Source organism: Lentzea sokolovensis, assembly GCF_033949975.1.
Taxonomy (GTDB): domain Bacteria; phylum Actinomycetota; class Actinomycetes; order Mycobacteriales; family Pseudonocardiaceae; genus Lentzea; species Lentzea sokolovensis.
In genome coordinates this window covers 702,541-717,233 of the sequence record NZ_JAXAVU010000009.1, presented here as the reverse complement: position 1 = coordinate 717,233, position 14,693 = coordinate 702,541, and the positions used below count along the sequence as shown (strand labels likewise).

General features: G+C 69.4%; 16 protein-coding genes. 4 read left to right on the top strand and 12 right to left on the bottom strand.

Annotated elements, in window-relative coordinates; genetic code table 11:
• Positions 1–25 precede the first annotated feature (25 nt).
• From SK854_RS20980 to SK854_RS20965, 4 genes are all read right to left on the bottom strand, one after another.
• A complete protein-coding gene (locus tag SK854_RS20980; protein WP_319976784.1) occupies positions 26–781 on the bottom strand; it encodes a redox-sensing transcriptional repressor Rex in 756 nt (251 codons plus the stop codon).
• Between the two features lie 168 nt (positions 782–949).
• Complete coding sequence (locus SK854_RS20975) at positions 950–2,419, bottom strand: molybdopterin-dependent oxidoreductase (protein ID WP_319976783.1); 1,470 nt, start codon at positions 2,417–2,419, stop codon at positions 950–952.
• A gap of 61 nt (positions 2,420–2,480) precedes the next feature.
• Complete coding sequence (locus tag SK854_RS20970) at positions 2,481–2,720, bottom strand: glutaredoxin family protein (RefSeq protein WP_319976782.1); 240 nt, start codon at positions 2,718–2,720, stop codon at positions 2,481–2,483.
• Positions 2,721–2,725: 5 nt separating this feature from the next.
• Positions 2,726–4,201 (bottom strand): AMP-binding protein, encoded by a 1,476-nt coding sequence (locus SK854_RS20965; RefSeq protein ID WP_406601797.1) that lies wholly within the window; start codon positions 4,199–4,201, stop codon positions 2,726–2,728.
• 164 nt (positions 4,202–4,365) lie between these two features.
• Here SK854_RS20965 and SK854_RS20960 point away from each other — a divergent pair, with 164 nt between their 5' ends.
• From SK854_RS20960 to SK854_RS20950, 3 genes are all read left to right on the top strand, one after another.
• Positions 4,366–4,986 carry a sigma-70 family RNA polymerase sigma factor gene (locus SK854_RS20960; protein ID WP_402904827.1) on the top strand — a complete coding sequence of 207 codons (621 nt, stop codon included), beginning with the start codon at positions 4,366–4,368 and terminating at the stop codon, positions 4,984–4,986.
• Positions 4,987–5,124: 138 nt separating this feature from the next.
• Positions 5,125–6,117: a DUF5667 domain-containing protein gene (locus SK854_RS20955; RefSeq protein ID WP_319976779.1), complete on the top strand. Its 993-nt coding sequence runs from the start codon at positions 5,125–5,127 to the stop codon at positions 6,115–6,117.
• A gap of 41 nt (positions 6,118–6,158) precedes the next feature.
• Positions 6,159–7,055 carry an HAD family hydrolase gene (locus SK854_RS20950; protein ID WP_319976778.1) on the top strand — a complete coding sequence of 299 codons (897 nt, stop codon included), beginning with the start codon at positions 6,159–6,161 and terminating at the stop codon, positions 7,053–7,055.
• Positions 7,056–7,059: 4 nt separating this feature from the next.
• Here SK854_RS20950 and SK854_RS20945 read toward each other — a convergent pair whose 3' ends face one another.
• The gene (locus SK854_RS20945) at positions 7,060–7,710 is read right to left on the bottom strand and encodes an ArsR/SmtB family transcription factor (RefSeq protein WP_319976777.1); all 651 of its coding nucleotides are present in this window, start codon (positions 7,708–7,710) and stop codon (positions 7,060–7,062) included.
• 65 nt (positions 7,711–7,775) lie between these two features.
• Between SK854_RS20945 and SK854_RS20940 the strand changes: the two genes are divergently transcribed.
• Positions 7,776–9,053 carry an isocitrate lyase/PEP mutase family protein gene (locus SK854_RS20940; protein WP_319976776.1) on the top strand — a complete coding sequence of 426 codons (1,278 nt, stop codon included), beginning with the start codon at positions 7,776–7,778 and terminating at the stop codon, positions 9,051–9,053.
• On the opposite strand, the gene SK854_RS20935 is transcribed toward SK854_RS20940, so the two are convergent.
• The 7 genes from SK854_RS20935 to SK854_RS20905 all read right to left on the bottom strand — a co-directional run bounded on the left by SK854_RS20935 (position 9,022) and on the right by SK854_RS20905 (position 14,380).
• Positions 9,022–9,981, bottom strand: a complete 960-nt coding sequence (locus tag SK854_RS20935) for a lysophospholipid acyltransferase family protein (RefSeq protein WP_319976775.1) — start codon at positions 9,979–9,981, stop codon at positions 9,022–9,024. The genes SK854_RS20940 and SK854_RS20935 overlap by 32 nt on opposite strands.
• A gap of 16 nt (positions 9,982–9,997) precedes the next feature.
• A complete protein-coding gene (locus SK854_RS20930) occupies positions 9,998–11,035 on the bottom strand; it encodes an NAD-dependent epimerase/dehydratase family protein (protein ID WP_319976774.1) in 1,038 nt (345 codons plus the stop codon).
• A 276-nt stretch (positions 11,036–11,311) separates the two neighbouring features.
• Entirely contained in the window at positions 11,312–11,413 is a 102-nt protein-coding gene (locus SK854_RS20925; protein ID WP_015105422.1) for a 30S ribosomal protein bS22, read from the bottom strand.
• Positions 11,414–11,533: 120 nt separating this feature from the next.
• Positions 11,534–11,746, bottom strand: a complete 213-nt coding sequence (locus tag SK854_RS20920; protein ID WP_030477960.1) for a helix-turn-helix domain-containing protein — start codon at positions 11,744–11,746, stop codon at positions 11,534–11,536.
• A gap of 138 nt (positions 11,747–11,884) precedes the next feature.
• Positions 11,885–12,694, bottom strand: a complete 810-nt coding sequence (gene proC, locus SK854_RS20915; protein WP_319976773.1) for a pyrroline-5-carboxylate reductase — start codon at positions 12,692–12,694, stop codon at positions 11,885–11,887.
• Positions 12,695–12,704: 10 nt separating this feature from the next.
• Positions 12,705–13,487 carry a thioesterase family protein gene (locus SK854_RS20910; RefSeq protein ID WP_093605842.1) on the bottom strand — a complete coding sequence of 261 codons (783 nt, stop codon included), beginning with the start codon at positions 13,485–13,487 and terminating at the stop codon, positions 12,705–12,707.
• Complete coding sequence (locus tag SK854_RS20905; protein ID WP_319976955.1) at positions 13,484–14,380, bottom strand: proline dehydrogenase family protein; 897 nt, start codon at positions 14,378–14,380, stop codon at positions 13,484–13,486. The genes SK854_RS20910 and SK854_RS20905 overlap by 4 nt, the downstream gene beginning before the upstream one ends.
• Between the last annotated feature and the right edge of the window lie 313 nt (positions 14,381–14,693).

Genomic DNA, 14,693 nt, shown 5'->3' with positions numbered 1-14,693 from the left:
TCTGCCGGAGCCGATTGGCTCACGCTCACGGGCGAATCACCATCCCGTCCACACCGAGTCCGTTGTTGCCGACCGAGACGCTGGCAGCCTCGTCCGCACGTCGAGCGACGTGGAACGACAGGATCTGCATCTCGACCGCCAAGTCAACCTTGCGCACCTCGACGTTGTCTGGAACCTGAAGGACAACTGGTGCAAAGTTCAGAATGCACTGGACGCCCGCAGATACCAAACGGTCGCAAACCGACTGAGCCGCTGGCGGAGGCGTCGCGATGACGCCGATCGACACCTCGCGCTCCATGCAGACCGACGTGATCTCGTCGATGTGGTTGACGGGGATGCCCCCAACAGGGATTCCGACGAGATCGTCGTCCACGTCGAATAGGGCGGTGACCGGGAACCCACGGCCGGGGAACCCGCCGTAGTTGGCGAGAGCGTGACCAAGGTTACCGATGCCGACGACGGCCACGGAGTGGTTGCGGGTGAGGCCGAGGATGCGCTCGATGTGGCTCACGAGGACCTCGACGTCGTACCCGACGCCCCTCGTGCCGTAGCTGCCGATGTAGCTCAGGTCCTTGCGGAGCTTCGCCGCGTTGACGCCGGCGGCCTGGCTCAGTTCCTCGCTCGAGACCGCCGTCACGCCCTGGTCGGCCATGCCGGACAGCACGCGCAGGTACACGGCGAGGCGGGCCACGGCCGCCTCCGGAATCGCACGAGCGCGCTCCCTGTCGGCAGGCTCCAGAGGGGTGGTGGTCGTCTCACCTTCGCCCCGCTGTGATGCCACGCTCTCCGACCTCCGGGTGTGCTTCACCGCAGGGACCCCGCGGCGTTGGTGATGCTCACACCGTACCGCTTGTGAACGCATGCACAAAGTCGGTGATCGGGTGTCACAGCACTGGTGACAGGGCGTGACCAGCACTTCAGCGGTTCATGATCACTACGGGGTGAGCGCCTACTCGACGGTGAAGGTGACCGAATGCCATCCCGTCGCGCCGTCGGGAACGGGGTCCAGGCGGGCCTGGTCCTGGGTGAACCCCGATTTGTCGGTGGCCCGGCACTCGACCGTGTGACTGCCCCGGGAGAGGTCCATCTCGATCTTCCACATCCGCCAGGTGCTGTCGCTGACGTCGGCCCCGAGCTCGGTCTCCTGCCACGGCCCGCCGTCGACGCGGACCTCGACCTTGGCCACGCCCTTGGGCTGCGCCCACGCCGTTCCCGCGATCATGGTCTTGCCCTGGACCTTGCCCATCCGCCGGGGGCGGTCGATCCGCGAGGACGCCTTGATCGGCGCCCTGGTCGCCCACCCGCGCGGAATCCAGTAGCCCTGTTCCTTCGCGAACGTGGTGACGTTGAGGTCGGTGACCCACTTGGTCGCGGAGACGTAGCCGTAGAGCCCCGGCACCACGAGCCGCGCGGGGAAGCCGTGCTCGGCGGGCAGCGGTTCGCCGTTCATGCCGATCGCGATCAGCCCGTTCTCCAGCACGTAGTCGAGCGGGCTGCCCGCCGTGAACCCGTCGTCGCTGGTGCTGAACAGCTGGTCGGCGCCCGCCTTCACGCCGGCCTCCCGCAGCACGTCGCCGATCTTGACGCCGATGAAGTTGGCCGTGGAGATGTACGGCCCGCCGACCTCGTTGGAGACGCAGGTCAGCGTGACGGTCTCCTCCACGAGGTCCTTGCTGCGGATCTCCTCGAACGTCAGCACCATCGGCCGCTCGACCATGCCGTGCACCCGCAGCGCCCACTCCTCCGCCCGGATCCGCGGCACGCTCAGCGCGGTGTCGATCCGGTAGAAGTCCTTGCCGCTGGTGATGAAGCTCGGGGTGCCGTCCTTGACGAAGTCGGCGTTGAACGGGATCTCCGGCGCCTTCGTCTTCGGCGTGAGGTCCCCGATGGCCTGCCTCGAGCCCTCGACGTCCGTCCGGTTGCCGAACAGCTGCCCCGCGACCCCGGCGAAGACCGTCAGCCCGGCGGTGATCAGGAAGCCGCGCCTGCTGTCACTCTCCTCGGCCTCTTTGTGCAGGTAGCGGAACACGTAGACGCCCGCGGCCGTGCTGGCGACGGGTGCGAGGACCGCGAGCTGGCCGACGTCCGGCCTCGTGACGACCGCCACGACCCCCACGAACCCGAGCAGCACGGCCACCAGGGACCCCGGCGCGGCACTGTTCCTGCTGGCCAGGCCCGCACCGACGCCGATGCCCGCCAGGACCAGGGCCATGCCGGTGAGCAGCACGAGCTTGTCGGCCGTGCCGAACGTGGTGACCGCGAAGTCCTTCAGCCAGGACGGCGTGAGGTCGATCGCGGCGTTGCCCACCGCGAGGTACGGGGAGGCGCTGATGCCCACGAAGGCCGCCACCAGGTGCCCTGCCGCCAGGGCGGCCACGAGGGCGAGCAGTCCGGTGAGTGCGGCCTTGGCGGGCTTCATGCCTCTCATTCGACACCCGAGCGGCCCTGGTTCGCTCAGGTCGTAAGCCCTCGGTAATCAACTAGTCGGCAAGAGCCGCCCGCAGGCGGTCCTCCTCGACCTTCCAGTACCCGTGCTCGGACCCGTCCACCAGGAACACCGGCACCCGGTCCCCGTACTCGGCCCGCAGCTCCGAGTCGGAGTCCACGTCTTCAACGGACCAGGTCGCGCCCAGGTCGGCGCAGATCCGCTCGATCTCGGTCGCCGCCTCCTCGCAGGCGTGGCAGTCGACCCGGCTCATCAGCGTCACGTGGTGGCTCATGCCGGTCATGCTCCCAGCGGCTTGCGCAGGACGGCGCGCGCCAGCTTGCCGGTCGGCGAGTGCGGCAGGGCCGGGGCGAACTCGACCGACGTCGGCACCTTGAACTTGGCCAGGCGCGCGGCGCAGTGCGCGACGACGTCCTCGACGGACACCGTGGCGCCGTCGCGGAGCACCACGACGACCTTCACCGACTCGCCGGTCTTCTCGTCCGGCACGCCGACGGCCGCGGCCTCCACGACCCCGTCCATCTCGCCGACGATCTGCTCCACCTCGTGCGGGTAGACGTTGAAGCCGTTGACGATGATCAGGTCTCCCGCGCGGTCGACCAGGTGCAGGTCGCCGTCGGCGTCGATGAAGCCGACGTCGCCCGTGCGGAACCAGCCGGAGCTGTCCGGGCCGTACGCGCCGTCCGGCCAGTAGCCGCTGAAGAGGTTGTCGCCCTTCGCGGACACCAGGCCCGTGCCGGGCTCGTCCTCGTCGATGTCGAGCACCGATCCGTCGGTGTCGACCAGGCGGATCTCGACGCCCGGCAGTGCCTGGCCCACCGAACCCGGCTTCGGCACGCCGCCGACCAGCGTGGACGTCAGCACCGGGCCCGTCTCGGTCAGGCCGTAGCCCTCGTAGATCGGGATGCCGATCGCGCCGCGCATCTCCGCGATGACGCGCGCCGGGAGCGGAGCCGCGCCGGAGGTGAAGAGGCGGATGGTGGCGAGCTTCTCGCGCAGCACCTCGACCGGGTGCGCGAGCAGCGCCCGGTACATGGGCGGCACGCCGACCATCGTGGTGACGCGGTGCTCCTCGATGACGTCCAGCACCGCCGCCGGGTCGAAGCGCTCCAGCAGTACCGCTGTGGCACCGGCGCCCGCCACCTGCAGCAGGCCGGGGCCGAGGCCGTAGACGTGGAACAGCGGCAGCGCGAGCAGCACCCGGTCGCCCGCCGTCACGGGGGCGGGGCGCAGGGAGGCGCACTGCGAGACGTTCGCGAGCAACGCGCGGTGCGACAGCATCGCTCCGCGCGGCACGCCGGACGTGCCCGAGGTGTAGCCGAGAACCGCCAGGTCCTCACCGCCGCGAACGGCCTCGAAGGGCTCACCCACAGCCGTGACGTCCGGAACGTCGATCACTGTCGCGTCGGAGCCCTCGCCGTCGCCGACCAGCAGCGCGGCGCCGGAGTCGGCGAGGATCCGCTGGAGCTCGCGCGGCGGGATGCCGGGGCCGGTGGGCACCACGACGCCGCCCGCACGCAGAATTCCGAACACGGCGACCACGAACTCGGGGCTCGTGGGCAGCCGTACCGCCACTCGGTCGCCCGATTCGAGTCCTGAATCAGCCAAATGGCGGGCGAAAGCATCGGTCGCGCCGTCGATGGTTTCCCACGTGAGGCTCTTACCGCTCGCTACGTCGACCAAGGCGACGTGGCTGGGTCCCCGCTGTGCCGAAGCACGGACCAGATCTGACACATTGCGAGCGGAAGTCAACATGGCCTCCTCATGAACAACTGGACGCTTCGAGCAGTCTTCCACGCGTGACGAGCGTCATGAAGTCACGGTTGGCTCGTCTGCACCACAGAACCATCCGCTACCTACTACGGAGTAACAACACGTATGCTGCCGCCACGGCGACTCTGTGGAGGTGCCGCGAGCCGATGACCGCGCGGGCACGACCGAACACGATCAGGACCACCCGGACCATGACGGGGGGTCAGCACGACAACGCCGCCGACGAGCCGTGGCAGCTCGTCAAGGCCGCCCAGGCGGGTGACACCGAGGCGTTCGGAGTGCTGTACGACAACTACGTCGACATGGTCTTCCGCTATGTCCTCTTCCGGGTGGGCGGCGATCGCGCGTTCGCCGAGGACGTGACGAGCGAGACCTTCCTCAGGGCGCTGCGGAGCATCGGTTCGGTCAGCTACCAGGGCCGCGACGTCGGGGCGTGGTTCGTCACGATCGCCCGCAACATCGTGTTCGACCACGTGAAGTCGAGCCGCTACCGGCTCGAGATCACCACGGCTGAGCTGCAGGACAACCGCGAGGAGACGAGCGGCCCTGAACAGGAGGTCATGACCGAGGCGACCAACGCGGAGCTGCTCCGATGCGTCTCCCAGCTGGGTGACGACCAGCGCGACTGCATCGTGCTGAGGTTCATCGAGGGCAAGTCCGTGTCCGAGGTCGCGCAGATCATGGACCGCAACGAGGGCGCCGTGAAGGCGCTGCAACACAGGGCCGTGAGGCGGCTCGCACAGATTCTTCCGTCGTGGTTGCGGTGATTGCGATCGCAGACGCGTAACCCAAACTAGATCAACTTCGTTACTCGGGCTGAGATGGACGGCAAGGGAAGAACACCGCGGTGGCGGCACACGGAGCACGAGCGCTTCGCTCGTGCCGTTGAAGGCGGCCCACAGCCGGTGGGAAACGACGACCTCGCTGAGGACCTCGCGATCGTCGAACTCCTCCGGCGGATGGACGTCGGCCCGGACGCCGAGGCGCGCGAACGGATGAGACAGCGCGTCCTCACCGCGCCCCCGCCCGAGAAGCCACTGGAGCTCTCGTCGGTAAGACGGGTGGGAGCGCGCGCACGATTAGCGGTCGCAGCGGCCGCGGTCCTCTGCTTGCTGTTGTCACTCGCCGGCATGAGTGTGCTGCTCAGCCGTGACGCGCTCCCGGGAGACCCGCTCTACGGCATCAAGCGCACCACCGAAAGCGCGTCGCTGGGCCTGACCTTCGACGACGAGGACCGCGCCCTCAAGCACCTGGAGTTCGCCGCGTCCCGGGTCACCGAGATGGAGACCCTGGCCGACCGCTCCTCGGCCCCGGAAGCGCAGCTCACCGCGCTGTCCGACCTGGACGCCGACGCGGTCGAGGGCGCCCGCCAGCTCACCACCTACGCGACCTCGTCCGACGAGACCGCTCTGCCCGCGCTCCGCGACTGGGCGCTCGCCCAGTACGTGAAGATCGGCACTCTGCGCCCCCGCCTGCCCGGTGACGCCGGCGCCCACGCCGACACCACGATGTGGCTGCTGGCGAGCATCGCCCAGCGAGCCCACGACCTGGCCGCCCGTGCCGGATGCGACGCCGTGATCAGCGGTTCCTCCGACCCGCTCGGCCCGCTGCCGGCCAAGGACGAGTGCGCCGCGGCGGTCACCGACCCGAACTCCTCGTCGGGCCGCAAGCCGTCCTCGGTCCAGCCGACCCCGTCCGGCCTGCCCACGCCCTCGGGTTCCGCGGTCCCGCCGGTCCAGCCCACCCAGTCGGTGGCGCCGGGCACGTCGAACCCGCAGACGCCCAAGCCGGGCACCTCGCCCCAGCCCTCGACCGGCAAGCCCGGAATCACGATTCCGCTGCCGCTCCCGCTGCCGAGCATCTCGCTTCCGCTGCTCCCCGGCATCAGCTTCGGCTGAGTCGAGCGGTTTCCGACGAACCTGATCGCTACGCTTGGGACATGGCAAGCAAGCGTGACGTGGAGAGCGACCGGCTGGCCGCACTAGCCGGCGAGGCATCGGCGGACGCCGCGATCCAGGCCGCCGCGATGGCGCCGGAGCTCGAAGCGTCACTGACGGTCCCGCCGGACCTGACGGCAGCGGCCTTCTTCGACGTGGACAACACGATGATGATGGGCGCGTCGATCTTCCACTTCGCCCGTGGCCTGGCCGCGCGCAAGTACTTCTCGTCCTCGGACCTGGCGGGCTTCGTCTGGCAGCAGATGAAGTTCCGCGTGGGCGGCCGCGAGGACCCGGAGTCGGTGAAGGCCTCCCGCGAGCAGGCCCTCTCCTTCGTGGCGGGCCGCAGCGTCGCCGAACTGGTCTCGCTGGGCGAGGAGATCTACGACGAGCTGATGGCCGACCGCATCTGGAAGGGCACCCAGGCCCTCGCCCAGATGCACCTCGACGCGGGTCAGCGCGTCTGGCTCGTCACCGCGACCCCGGTGGAGCTCGCCCAGATCATCGCGCGCCGCCTGGGCCTGACCGGCGCCCTGGGCACGGTCTCCGAGTCGACGAACGGCGTCTACACCGGCCGCCTGGTCGGCGACCTCCTGCACGGCAAGGCCAAGGCGCAGGCGGTCCGTTCGCTGGCCGCCAAGGAAGGCCTCGACCTGCGCCGCTGCACCGCCTACTCGGACTCGTCCAACGACGTCCCGATGCTGTCGGTCGTGGGCACCGCCGTGGCCGTGAACCCGGACTCGCAGCTGCGCGAGGTCTCCCGCCGCAAGGGCTGGGAGATCCGCGACTTCCGCACCGGCCGCAAGGCGGCGAAGATCGGCGTCCCGTCGGTGCTGGGCGCGGGCGCGCTGGCCGGAGCCGTGGCGGCCACGATGGCCTACCGCCGCCGGGTGAAGTAGCGGGTCAGACGATCCCCAGCTCCCGCCACGCCTGCTCGCCCGCGGGAGCGAGGACGACGGCACGACCGGACCCGATCCGCCGCACCCAGCCGCGTTCGAAGAACACCCGGCACAGATGGGCTCCAGCCGCGCCGGCCAGGTGAGGCACGCGCTCGGTCCAGTCCAGGCAGGCCCGGCTGACCTGGCGCGGCGAGGGCTCGAACCCGAGCTCCTTCAGCCACACCATCCCCGGCTCGGTGACGGCGAGCTCCGCCGTGACCACGCCCAGTCCGACCAGCCCTGACTTCAACGCGATCCCGAGCTGCCCGGCCAGGTGGTCGTAGCAGGTCCGGCCGCGCGCCATCGCCTCCGAGGCAGAGGCCGCCCGCAGCGAACGAGGCCGCGCGCCGGGCCCGGCGAACGCGACCATGCTCTCCAGCAGCTCCGCGACGTGCGGCCCGGCCAGAGCCACGTACCGGTGCCGCCCCTGCCGGTGCTCGACCAGCAGCCCGCCCTCGACCAGCCTGGTCAGGTGCTCGCTGGCGGTGGAGGCGGCCACCCCGGCGTGAACGGCCAGCTCTCGGGCCGTCCAGGCCCGTCCGTCCAGCAGGGCCCCGCAGAACGCCGCCCGCGTCCGGTCCGCGAGCAACCCGGCCACCTGCGCAAGTCCCTCCATGAACCCATTCTGCGGCCGGAACACTTCGGCCCGCGCCGAACCGTCCCGGCTCTAGCGTCGGCACCATGACCGAAGAGCTGCTGAGCCTCCCCGTGCCAAGCGTCCCCGGCGGCGACCGGGGCGTGGCGTGGCTGCGCGCCACCGTCGTCCGTTTCAGCAACGGCCCGGACCACGCCCGCAGGCGTGCGCTCACGACCAAGCTCCTCGACGACGTCACCGCGACCACGCTCGACGAGCTGGCCACCGCGCTGGGCCTGCCCGGCTCGCTGGACGACATCGCCGGAATCGCCCCCAGCTACCAGCCGCACGAGCCGATCACCGCGGCAGCCGACGCGGCCGTGGAACGCCTGGCCGGCACCCACGACGAGGAGTCGGCAGCGCGAATCGGCCTGCTCGTCCAGGCCTGGGCGGCCACGAACGCCCTGGCCGAGCACCTGCGCACCGGCAACCAGGCCCCGCCGGTCCCGATCACCCGCAGGGCCGCGGAGACCGGCACCATCGAGGTGAGTCTCGACGCCCACCCGTTCGGCCACGGCCCGCACGCCTGCCCCGGCCGGCACCTGGCCACCCGGATCGCCAAGAACATGGCGTTCAGGGCCCTGCACCACCAGGACGAGCCGCTGATCCTCCCCAACGCCTGGGACCACGCCTCGGCCGTGGCTCTGCACGCGGCGGGCTTCACGGCGATCGGCACGACGAGCCTCGGTGTCGCGGCGGCGCACGGCATCCCGGACGGCATGGGCCTGGCCGGCGAGCAGGCGACGGCACTGGCGAGGCTGCTCGCCACGTTGCCCTGCCCGGTCACCGCGGACCTGGAGTCGGGTTTCGGCAGGACACCGGCGGAAGTCGCGGAACTCGTGGCGGACCTCGGCGTGGCCGGGGTGAACCTGGAGGACGGCCGCCCGCACGGCCTCGCCACCCCGCAGGAGCAGGCAGAACTCATCGCGGCCGTGAAGGAACGCGCGCCCGGCGTCTTCCTCAACGCCCGCATCGACACCCACTGGCAGGGCGTGGCCCTGGAGGAGACCGAGGACCGGGCCCGCCGCTACGTCGACGCCGGCGCGGACGGGATCTTCGTGGCGGGCCTGACCGAGCCGCGGGACATCGAGAAGCTCGCGACGCTCGCTCCGTTGAACGTGCTGGCCCAGCAACGCACGCCGAAGGAACTCGGAGACCTCGGCGTGAAGCGGATCAGCACCGGCTCGCTGCTGTTCAGGGCAGCGCTGCGCCACACCGTCGCGACCGCCGAAGCAGTGCGCGACGGCAAGCCCGCCTCACCGTCGTTCAGCTACGACCAGGTCCAGGACCTGATCAGCCGAGGAACACGTTCCGACGCTGGGTGAGCAGCCGGTAGAGGGTCTGCTGGATCGTCTCCCGCACCTGGTCGGTGAGGTTGAAGACGAGCATCGGGTCGTCGGACGCGTTCTCGCCGAACACGTCCGTCTGGATCGGCTCGCCGAACTCGATGTACCACTTCGACGGCAGCGGGATCGCGCCCAGCGGACCGAGCAGCGGGAAGAACGGCGTCACCGGGAAGTACGGGAAGCCGAACAGCCGCGCGAGAGCCTTGATGTCGCCGATCATCGGGTAGATCTCCTCTGCCCCGACGATCGAGCACGGGATGATCGGCACACCGGTCTTCAGCGCCGCCGACACGAAGCCGCCGCGGCCGAAGCGCTGCAGCTTGTAGCGGTCCTTGAACGGCTTGCCGACGCCCTTGAAGCCCTCCGGCCACACGCCGACGAGCTCACCGGAGGACAGCAGCCGTTCGGCGTCCGCGTTGCAGGCGAGCGTCTGGCCGCCCTTGCGGGCGATCGCGCCGAGCAGCGGCGTGCGGAACACCAGGTCTGCGCCGAGCCCGCGCAGGGACCGGTGCGCCGGGTGCTCGGACGCGATGCCGTACGACGTCATCAGGGCGTCCAGCGGCAACGTCCCGGAGTGGTTCGCGACGATCAGCGCACCGCCGGCCAGCGGGATGTTGTTCATGCCGATGGTCTCGACGCGGAACCACTTCTCGTACAACGGCTTCAGCGGCGGCATCAGCACGTTCTCGGTGAGGTCGCGGTCGAACCCGAACTCGTCGATCTGGTAGTCGCCCGCGATCCGCCTGCGTGCGAACGACAGCAGGTCGGCCAGCCTGCGTTCCCAGTCCGATGTCTCGGACTGCTGCTGCTCGGGCTCGGGAACCACCTCGACGTGGCGCGCTCGGCGCGCGGCGTCGCGTTCCGGGTCGTGCAGCGGGATAACGCGTGCTCCTGCCACTGCGTTCATCTCCTCAAAGCAAAGATCAGCGGAATCTGGCGGCCGCGTCGAGGATTCCCCGCTCCGCGGCTTCGACCGTCTCCGGGTCGATGAGCGGCTTCAGACCTCGGCCGTTCACGTAGTCGTCGAACGCCTGCTGGGTGGTCCACCGCGGCGTGAACCCGAATTCCTTCTTCAGCAGGTTGGTGTCGACCACGCGCCCCCAGTTGAGGAACCTCATCTGGTCCGGCGAGAAGTCGACGAGCCGGGCGCTCCGGAAGAAGCCACCGACCGTGGGCACGGCCATGCTGGGCACCGGCAGGTTCAGCCTGCCCGCCCGCCTGATCGCCTGCGACAGCAGCAGCACGCCGTCGCCGCCCACGTTGAACACACCGGGCAGGTCGTGCATCGTCGCGCGCTCCAGGACCGCCAGTGCGTCCTCGGAGTGCAACAACTGCACACGAGCGTCGTAGCCCAGAACCGTGGGCACGACCGGAAGAGCGAAGTAGCGCGTCAGCACCGTGTCGATGCGCGGGCCGATGAAGTTCGTGAAGCGCAGCGTGGTGACGTTCACATCCGGCCTGCGGCGGCCGAACCCGCGCACGTACCCCTCGACCTCCACCGCGTCCTTGGCGTACCCGGACGACGGCAGGTCCTTGGGGCCCATGTCCTCGGTGAACACCGCCGGGTCGCGGCTGCTGGACCCGTAGACGGCGCTGGTGGACTTCACGACGAGCTTCTGCACCTTGGGCGACTTCTGGCAGGCGGCCAGCAGCTGCATGGTGCCGATGACGTTCATCTCCTTCATCACCGTGCGGCCGGTGGGCCCGGCCGGGTTCGCGGTGACGGAGGCGTGCACGACCGTGTCCACGTTCGCGGTGGAGATGACCTTGCTGATCAGCGGGTTGCGGATGTCGGCCCGCACGAACTCGGCCCTGCCCATGCGGCGCAGCAGATCGCGCGGCGGCGGTTCGGTGTCCACACCGAGCACGCGCTCGATGTCCGGGTTCGCGGCGAAGCGCGCGGCGAGGTGGCCGCCGAGGAAGCGGCTGACTCCGGTGACGAGGACGACCTTGGGCGTCATGCGACTCCAAGCACGAAGGGTGGTGCGATTGGTCGATGCTACAGACCGAATAGAGAACCGCAGGGGGCCGGAACGCCGTCTTGACGCAGGTCACGCAGGCTTTACCGGCTAATCACCCGAACGGCGGCGACCGATCCCGTGTTTCCCGTGGTTCGTCTCAGAGGGTGATATCCGTGCCGGTGCAAGCACCCAGGCGAGTACCCCTGAGCCGTCCTTGGAAACGCAACCGCCGCCGACCTCCGTGAGGAGACCGGCGGCGGCAGAGCGCATGCGGGCTTACTTGCCGCGCTTCCTGCGCTGGACCCTGGTCTTGCGCAGCAGCTTGCGGTGCTTCTTCTTCGACATGCGCTTGCGGCGCTTCTTGATGACCGAGCCCATGCGGGTTCCTTAGCTCTAGACGTTGCTTTGACTGGCGCGCCCCAGCCTTGGCCGTGTCAAGCACGGCGCGCCGGTAAGCACGATCGGCCTACCAGTCTACCCGGCGAGGTTCACCAGCTTTCAGCCAGCGTCGAAGTACGCGTTCTCCAGGTAGGCGTGGACCGCCTTCTCGGGCACCCGGAACGACTTGCCGACCCGAACAGCGGGCAGCTCACCGGAGTGCACCAGGCGGTACACGGTCATCTTGGAGACCCGCATCATCGAGGCCACTTCGGCCACGGTCAGGAACTGAACCTGAGCGAGACCTGTTCGTTCGTTCTCCTTCGCAGGCATACATCACCGCATCCTTCGACACGTGTCGTGCCGTCGGTCTTCCCCACCAACGGTTCGACACGCACGTGCTGCCTCTGAGAGTAGCGGGACTGGTGTGACTCCTGCGACGTCCAAAGTGGGGACGACCCCTCACTTGGCTCAGTCCTCGTGCTGACGGCCCAGCTCGACCGAACGGTCACGGGCGCTCTCGATGGCCGCGAGCAGGGCCGCACGGACGCCGTGCTTCTCCAGCTCGCGGATGGCCATGATCGTCGTGCCCGCGGGCGACGTGACGGCCTCACGCAGGATCACGGGGTGCGAGGAGCCCTCGTTCAGCATCGTCGCGGCACCCACGGCCGACTGGATGATCAGCGTCGAGGCCAGGTCGCGCGGGATGCCGAGCAGGATGCCCGCGTCGATCATCGCCTCGACCAGGAAGAAGAAGTAGGCGGGCCCGGAGCCGGACAGCGCCGTCACCGCGTCCTGCTGCGACTCCGGCACCACCGCGACCTTGCCCACGGTCGACAGCATCTCCTCGACGACCTTGAGGTGCTCGGCCGTCGCGTTGGAACCGCCGGAGACGGCGCTCATGGCCTCACCGACGACCATGGGGGTGTTCGGCATGACCCGCACGACCGGGGTGCCCTCGGGCAGCCTGCGCTCGTACAGGGCCGTCGGCAGCCCCGCGCACAGGGAGACGATCAACGTGCCGGGACGCAGCACCGGCGCGAGTTCCACCAGCAGCGGTTCGATGTCCTGCGGCTTGACCGCCACGATCAGCACGTCGGCCTGAGCCGCCGCGCCCGCGACCGTGACGGCCTCGAACCCGTACTGCTCGGTCAAGGCACGAGCCCGTGACTCGTGCTTCTCCGTGAACATCAGATCCGTGGCGGCGCGGCCGCCCTGCAAGAGCCCGGACAGCAGCGCCTCACCGATCTTGCCCGCGCCGAGCACCGCGATCTTCGTCATCGGTCAAGTCTCACACAGCGGGCGTCAACGCCAGCTGCCGTGCCTGACACACCAACCGGCCGGCGGAATCGATCACCGTGGCGTCCTCGTCGAACCACTGACCGTGCACCGCCTGGCAGGTGACGTGGATGCGCAGCCAGCCCGGCGCCGGCCGGGCCCGCAGCAGCGCCGTCAGCTGCACCGTCGGTGACCAGCCGAAACGCCCGAGGTTGAACGTCACGGGCATCGACAGGTCACCCGCGAGCAACGCGAAGTACGGGTCGGGCTGCTCGTCGGTGGGCCGCGCCCACAGCTTCAGCGTGAGCGGACCGTCCGTGCGCCGGTCGAGGAACGTCGCCGACTCGCGGTCCACCCGAAGGTCGCACAACGCGCCCACCCGGTAGACCCCGCCGGTCGGGAACGTGGCCATCTCCACCGAACCGGGCGGTGGCGCCGCGGGCATGGTGGGCAGGTTCACGTAGTCGGCCCGGTGCTCGGGGATCCGCCCCGTGGTGACCGACGCCTCAACGCACACCTGACCGCGTTGCTCCAGCGTCACCGCGATGACCGTCGCCGTCCGCCCGGCCTTGCGCACGTCGGTGCGGACCAGCACGGGCCCGACCTCCGGCGCACGCAGGAACTGCGCGGACACGGCCAGCGGATCACCGTCAGCGACGTGAGCAGCCGCACGGGTCATCACCGCGAGAAGAAAACCGCCGTGGGGCTTCGGGCCCACGGTCCACTCGGCGGGCAGGGACGCGGTGAAGGTTCCGTCACCGAGCGACCGCACCGCGCTGGACTTCGAGAAGGTCATGAGCGGCTGGCCAGCGACCGCAGGAAAAAGGTCACGTTGGCAGGCCGTTCCGCAAGTCGCCGCATGAGATATCCGTACCACTGCTCGCCGTAGGGAACATAAACACGAGTGCCGAGACGCTTCTGCTCCTCGGTCCGGATGCCGTAGAGCATCTGGTGCTCGAAGTCAGTTTTGTCATACCAGCGCGCTCGTTCGCCAATGATCTCGATCAAGCGCGGGTCATGCGTCGCGAACATCGGATACCCCTCTCCGGCGAGGAGAACGTTCAGGCACCGCACGTAGTTCAGATCAACCTCGGATGGATCCTGAATCGCAACCTCGGGCGGCTCCGCGTAGGCCCCCTTGACCAGCCTGACCCTGCTTCCGGCCCCGGAGAGCGCCTTGCAGTCGTCCAACGTCCGATGCAGGTACGACTGCAACACCGCACCGACCCAAGGCCACGTACGACGCAACTCCTGCAGGACCCGCAACGTCGAGTCGGTGGTCGTGTGATCTTCCATGTCGAGCGTGACGGTCGTCCCGCACTGCTCGGCGGCGGCACAGATCCGGGAGGCATTCGTCAGGGCGAGCGACTCGTCGAGCGCCTGCCCGACCGCGGTCAACTTCACGCTGACCTCGGCATTCACCGCCAGCCCCGCAGCGTGCAACGCGTCGAGCAACTCGAGGTACGCCTGCACGGTCCGCTCGGCCTGGGACTCGTCCTTCGTGTCTTCTCCGAGGTAGTCCAGCGTCACCGGCAGCCCAAGACCGCGCACGACCTCGACCGCGTCCTCCGTGGTCTCGCCCGCGACGAACCGCTTCACGACATCGCGGCTGATCGGCGCGTTGGCGACCAGATGACGAACCGCGTCGTTGCGAGACGCGGCCATGATCAACGCTCGCAGCGGGTTCACACCGGAAACCCTAACTCGCCACTCAGTTGACCGGTGGCGGGACGCGCGGCTCGCAGCCCAGAGACGCCCAAGGGACCACCCTCGCAAGGCGACGGCCCGCACGGCAGGCAACCACCCCGCTGGAACGCAACGCACCACCGCAACCCGCCCCGCGCGGTGCCAACCGGCAGCCATCAACGCAAGGCGACCACGTACGAAGCCTGGCGTGGCGATGCGAAGCGAGCCGTCCGAACCTCTGCCGCCTGGGATGCGGCGCACCCAGCTAGAGGCTCAAGGTCAAGCCCCAATCGCAACCCCGCACTTCGTCACGACC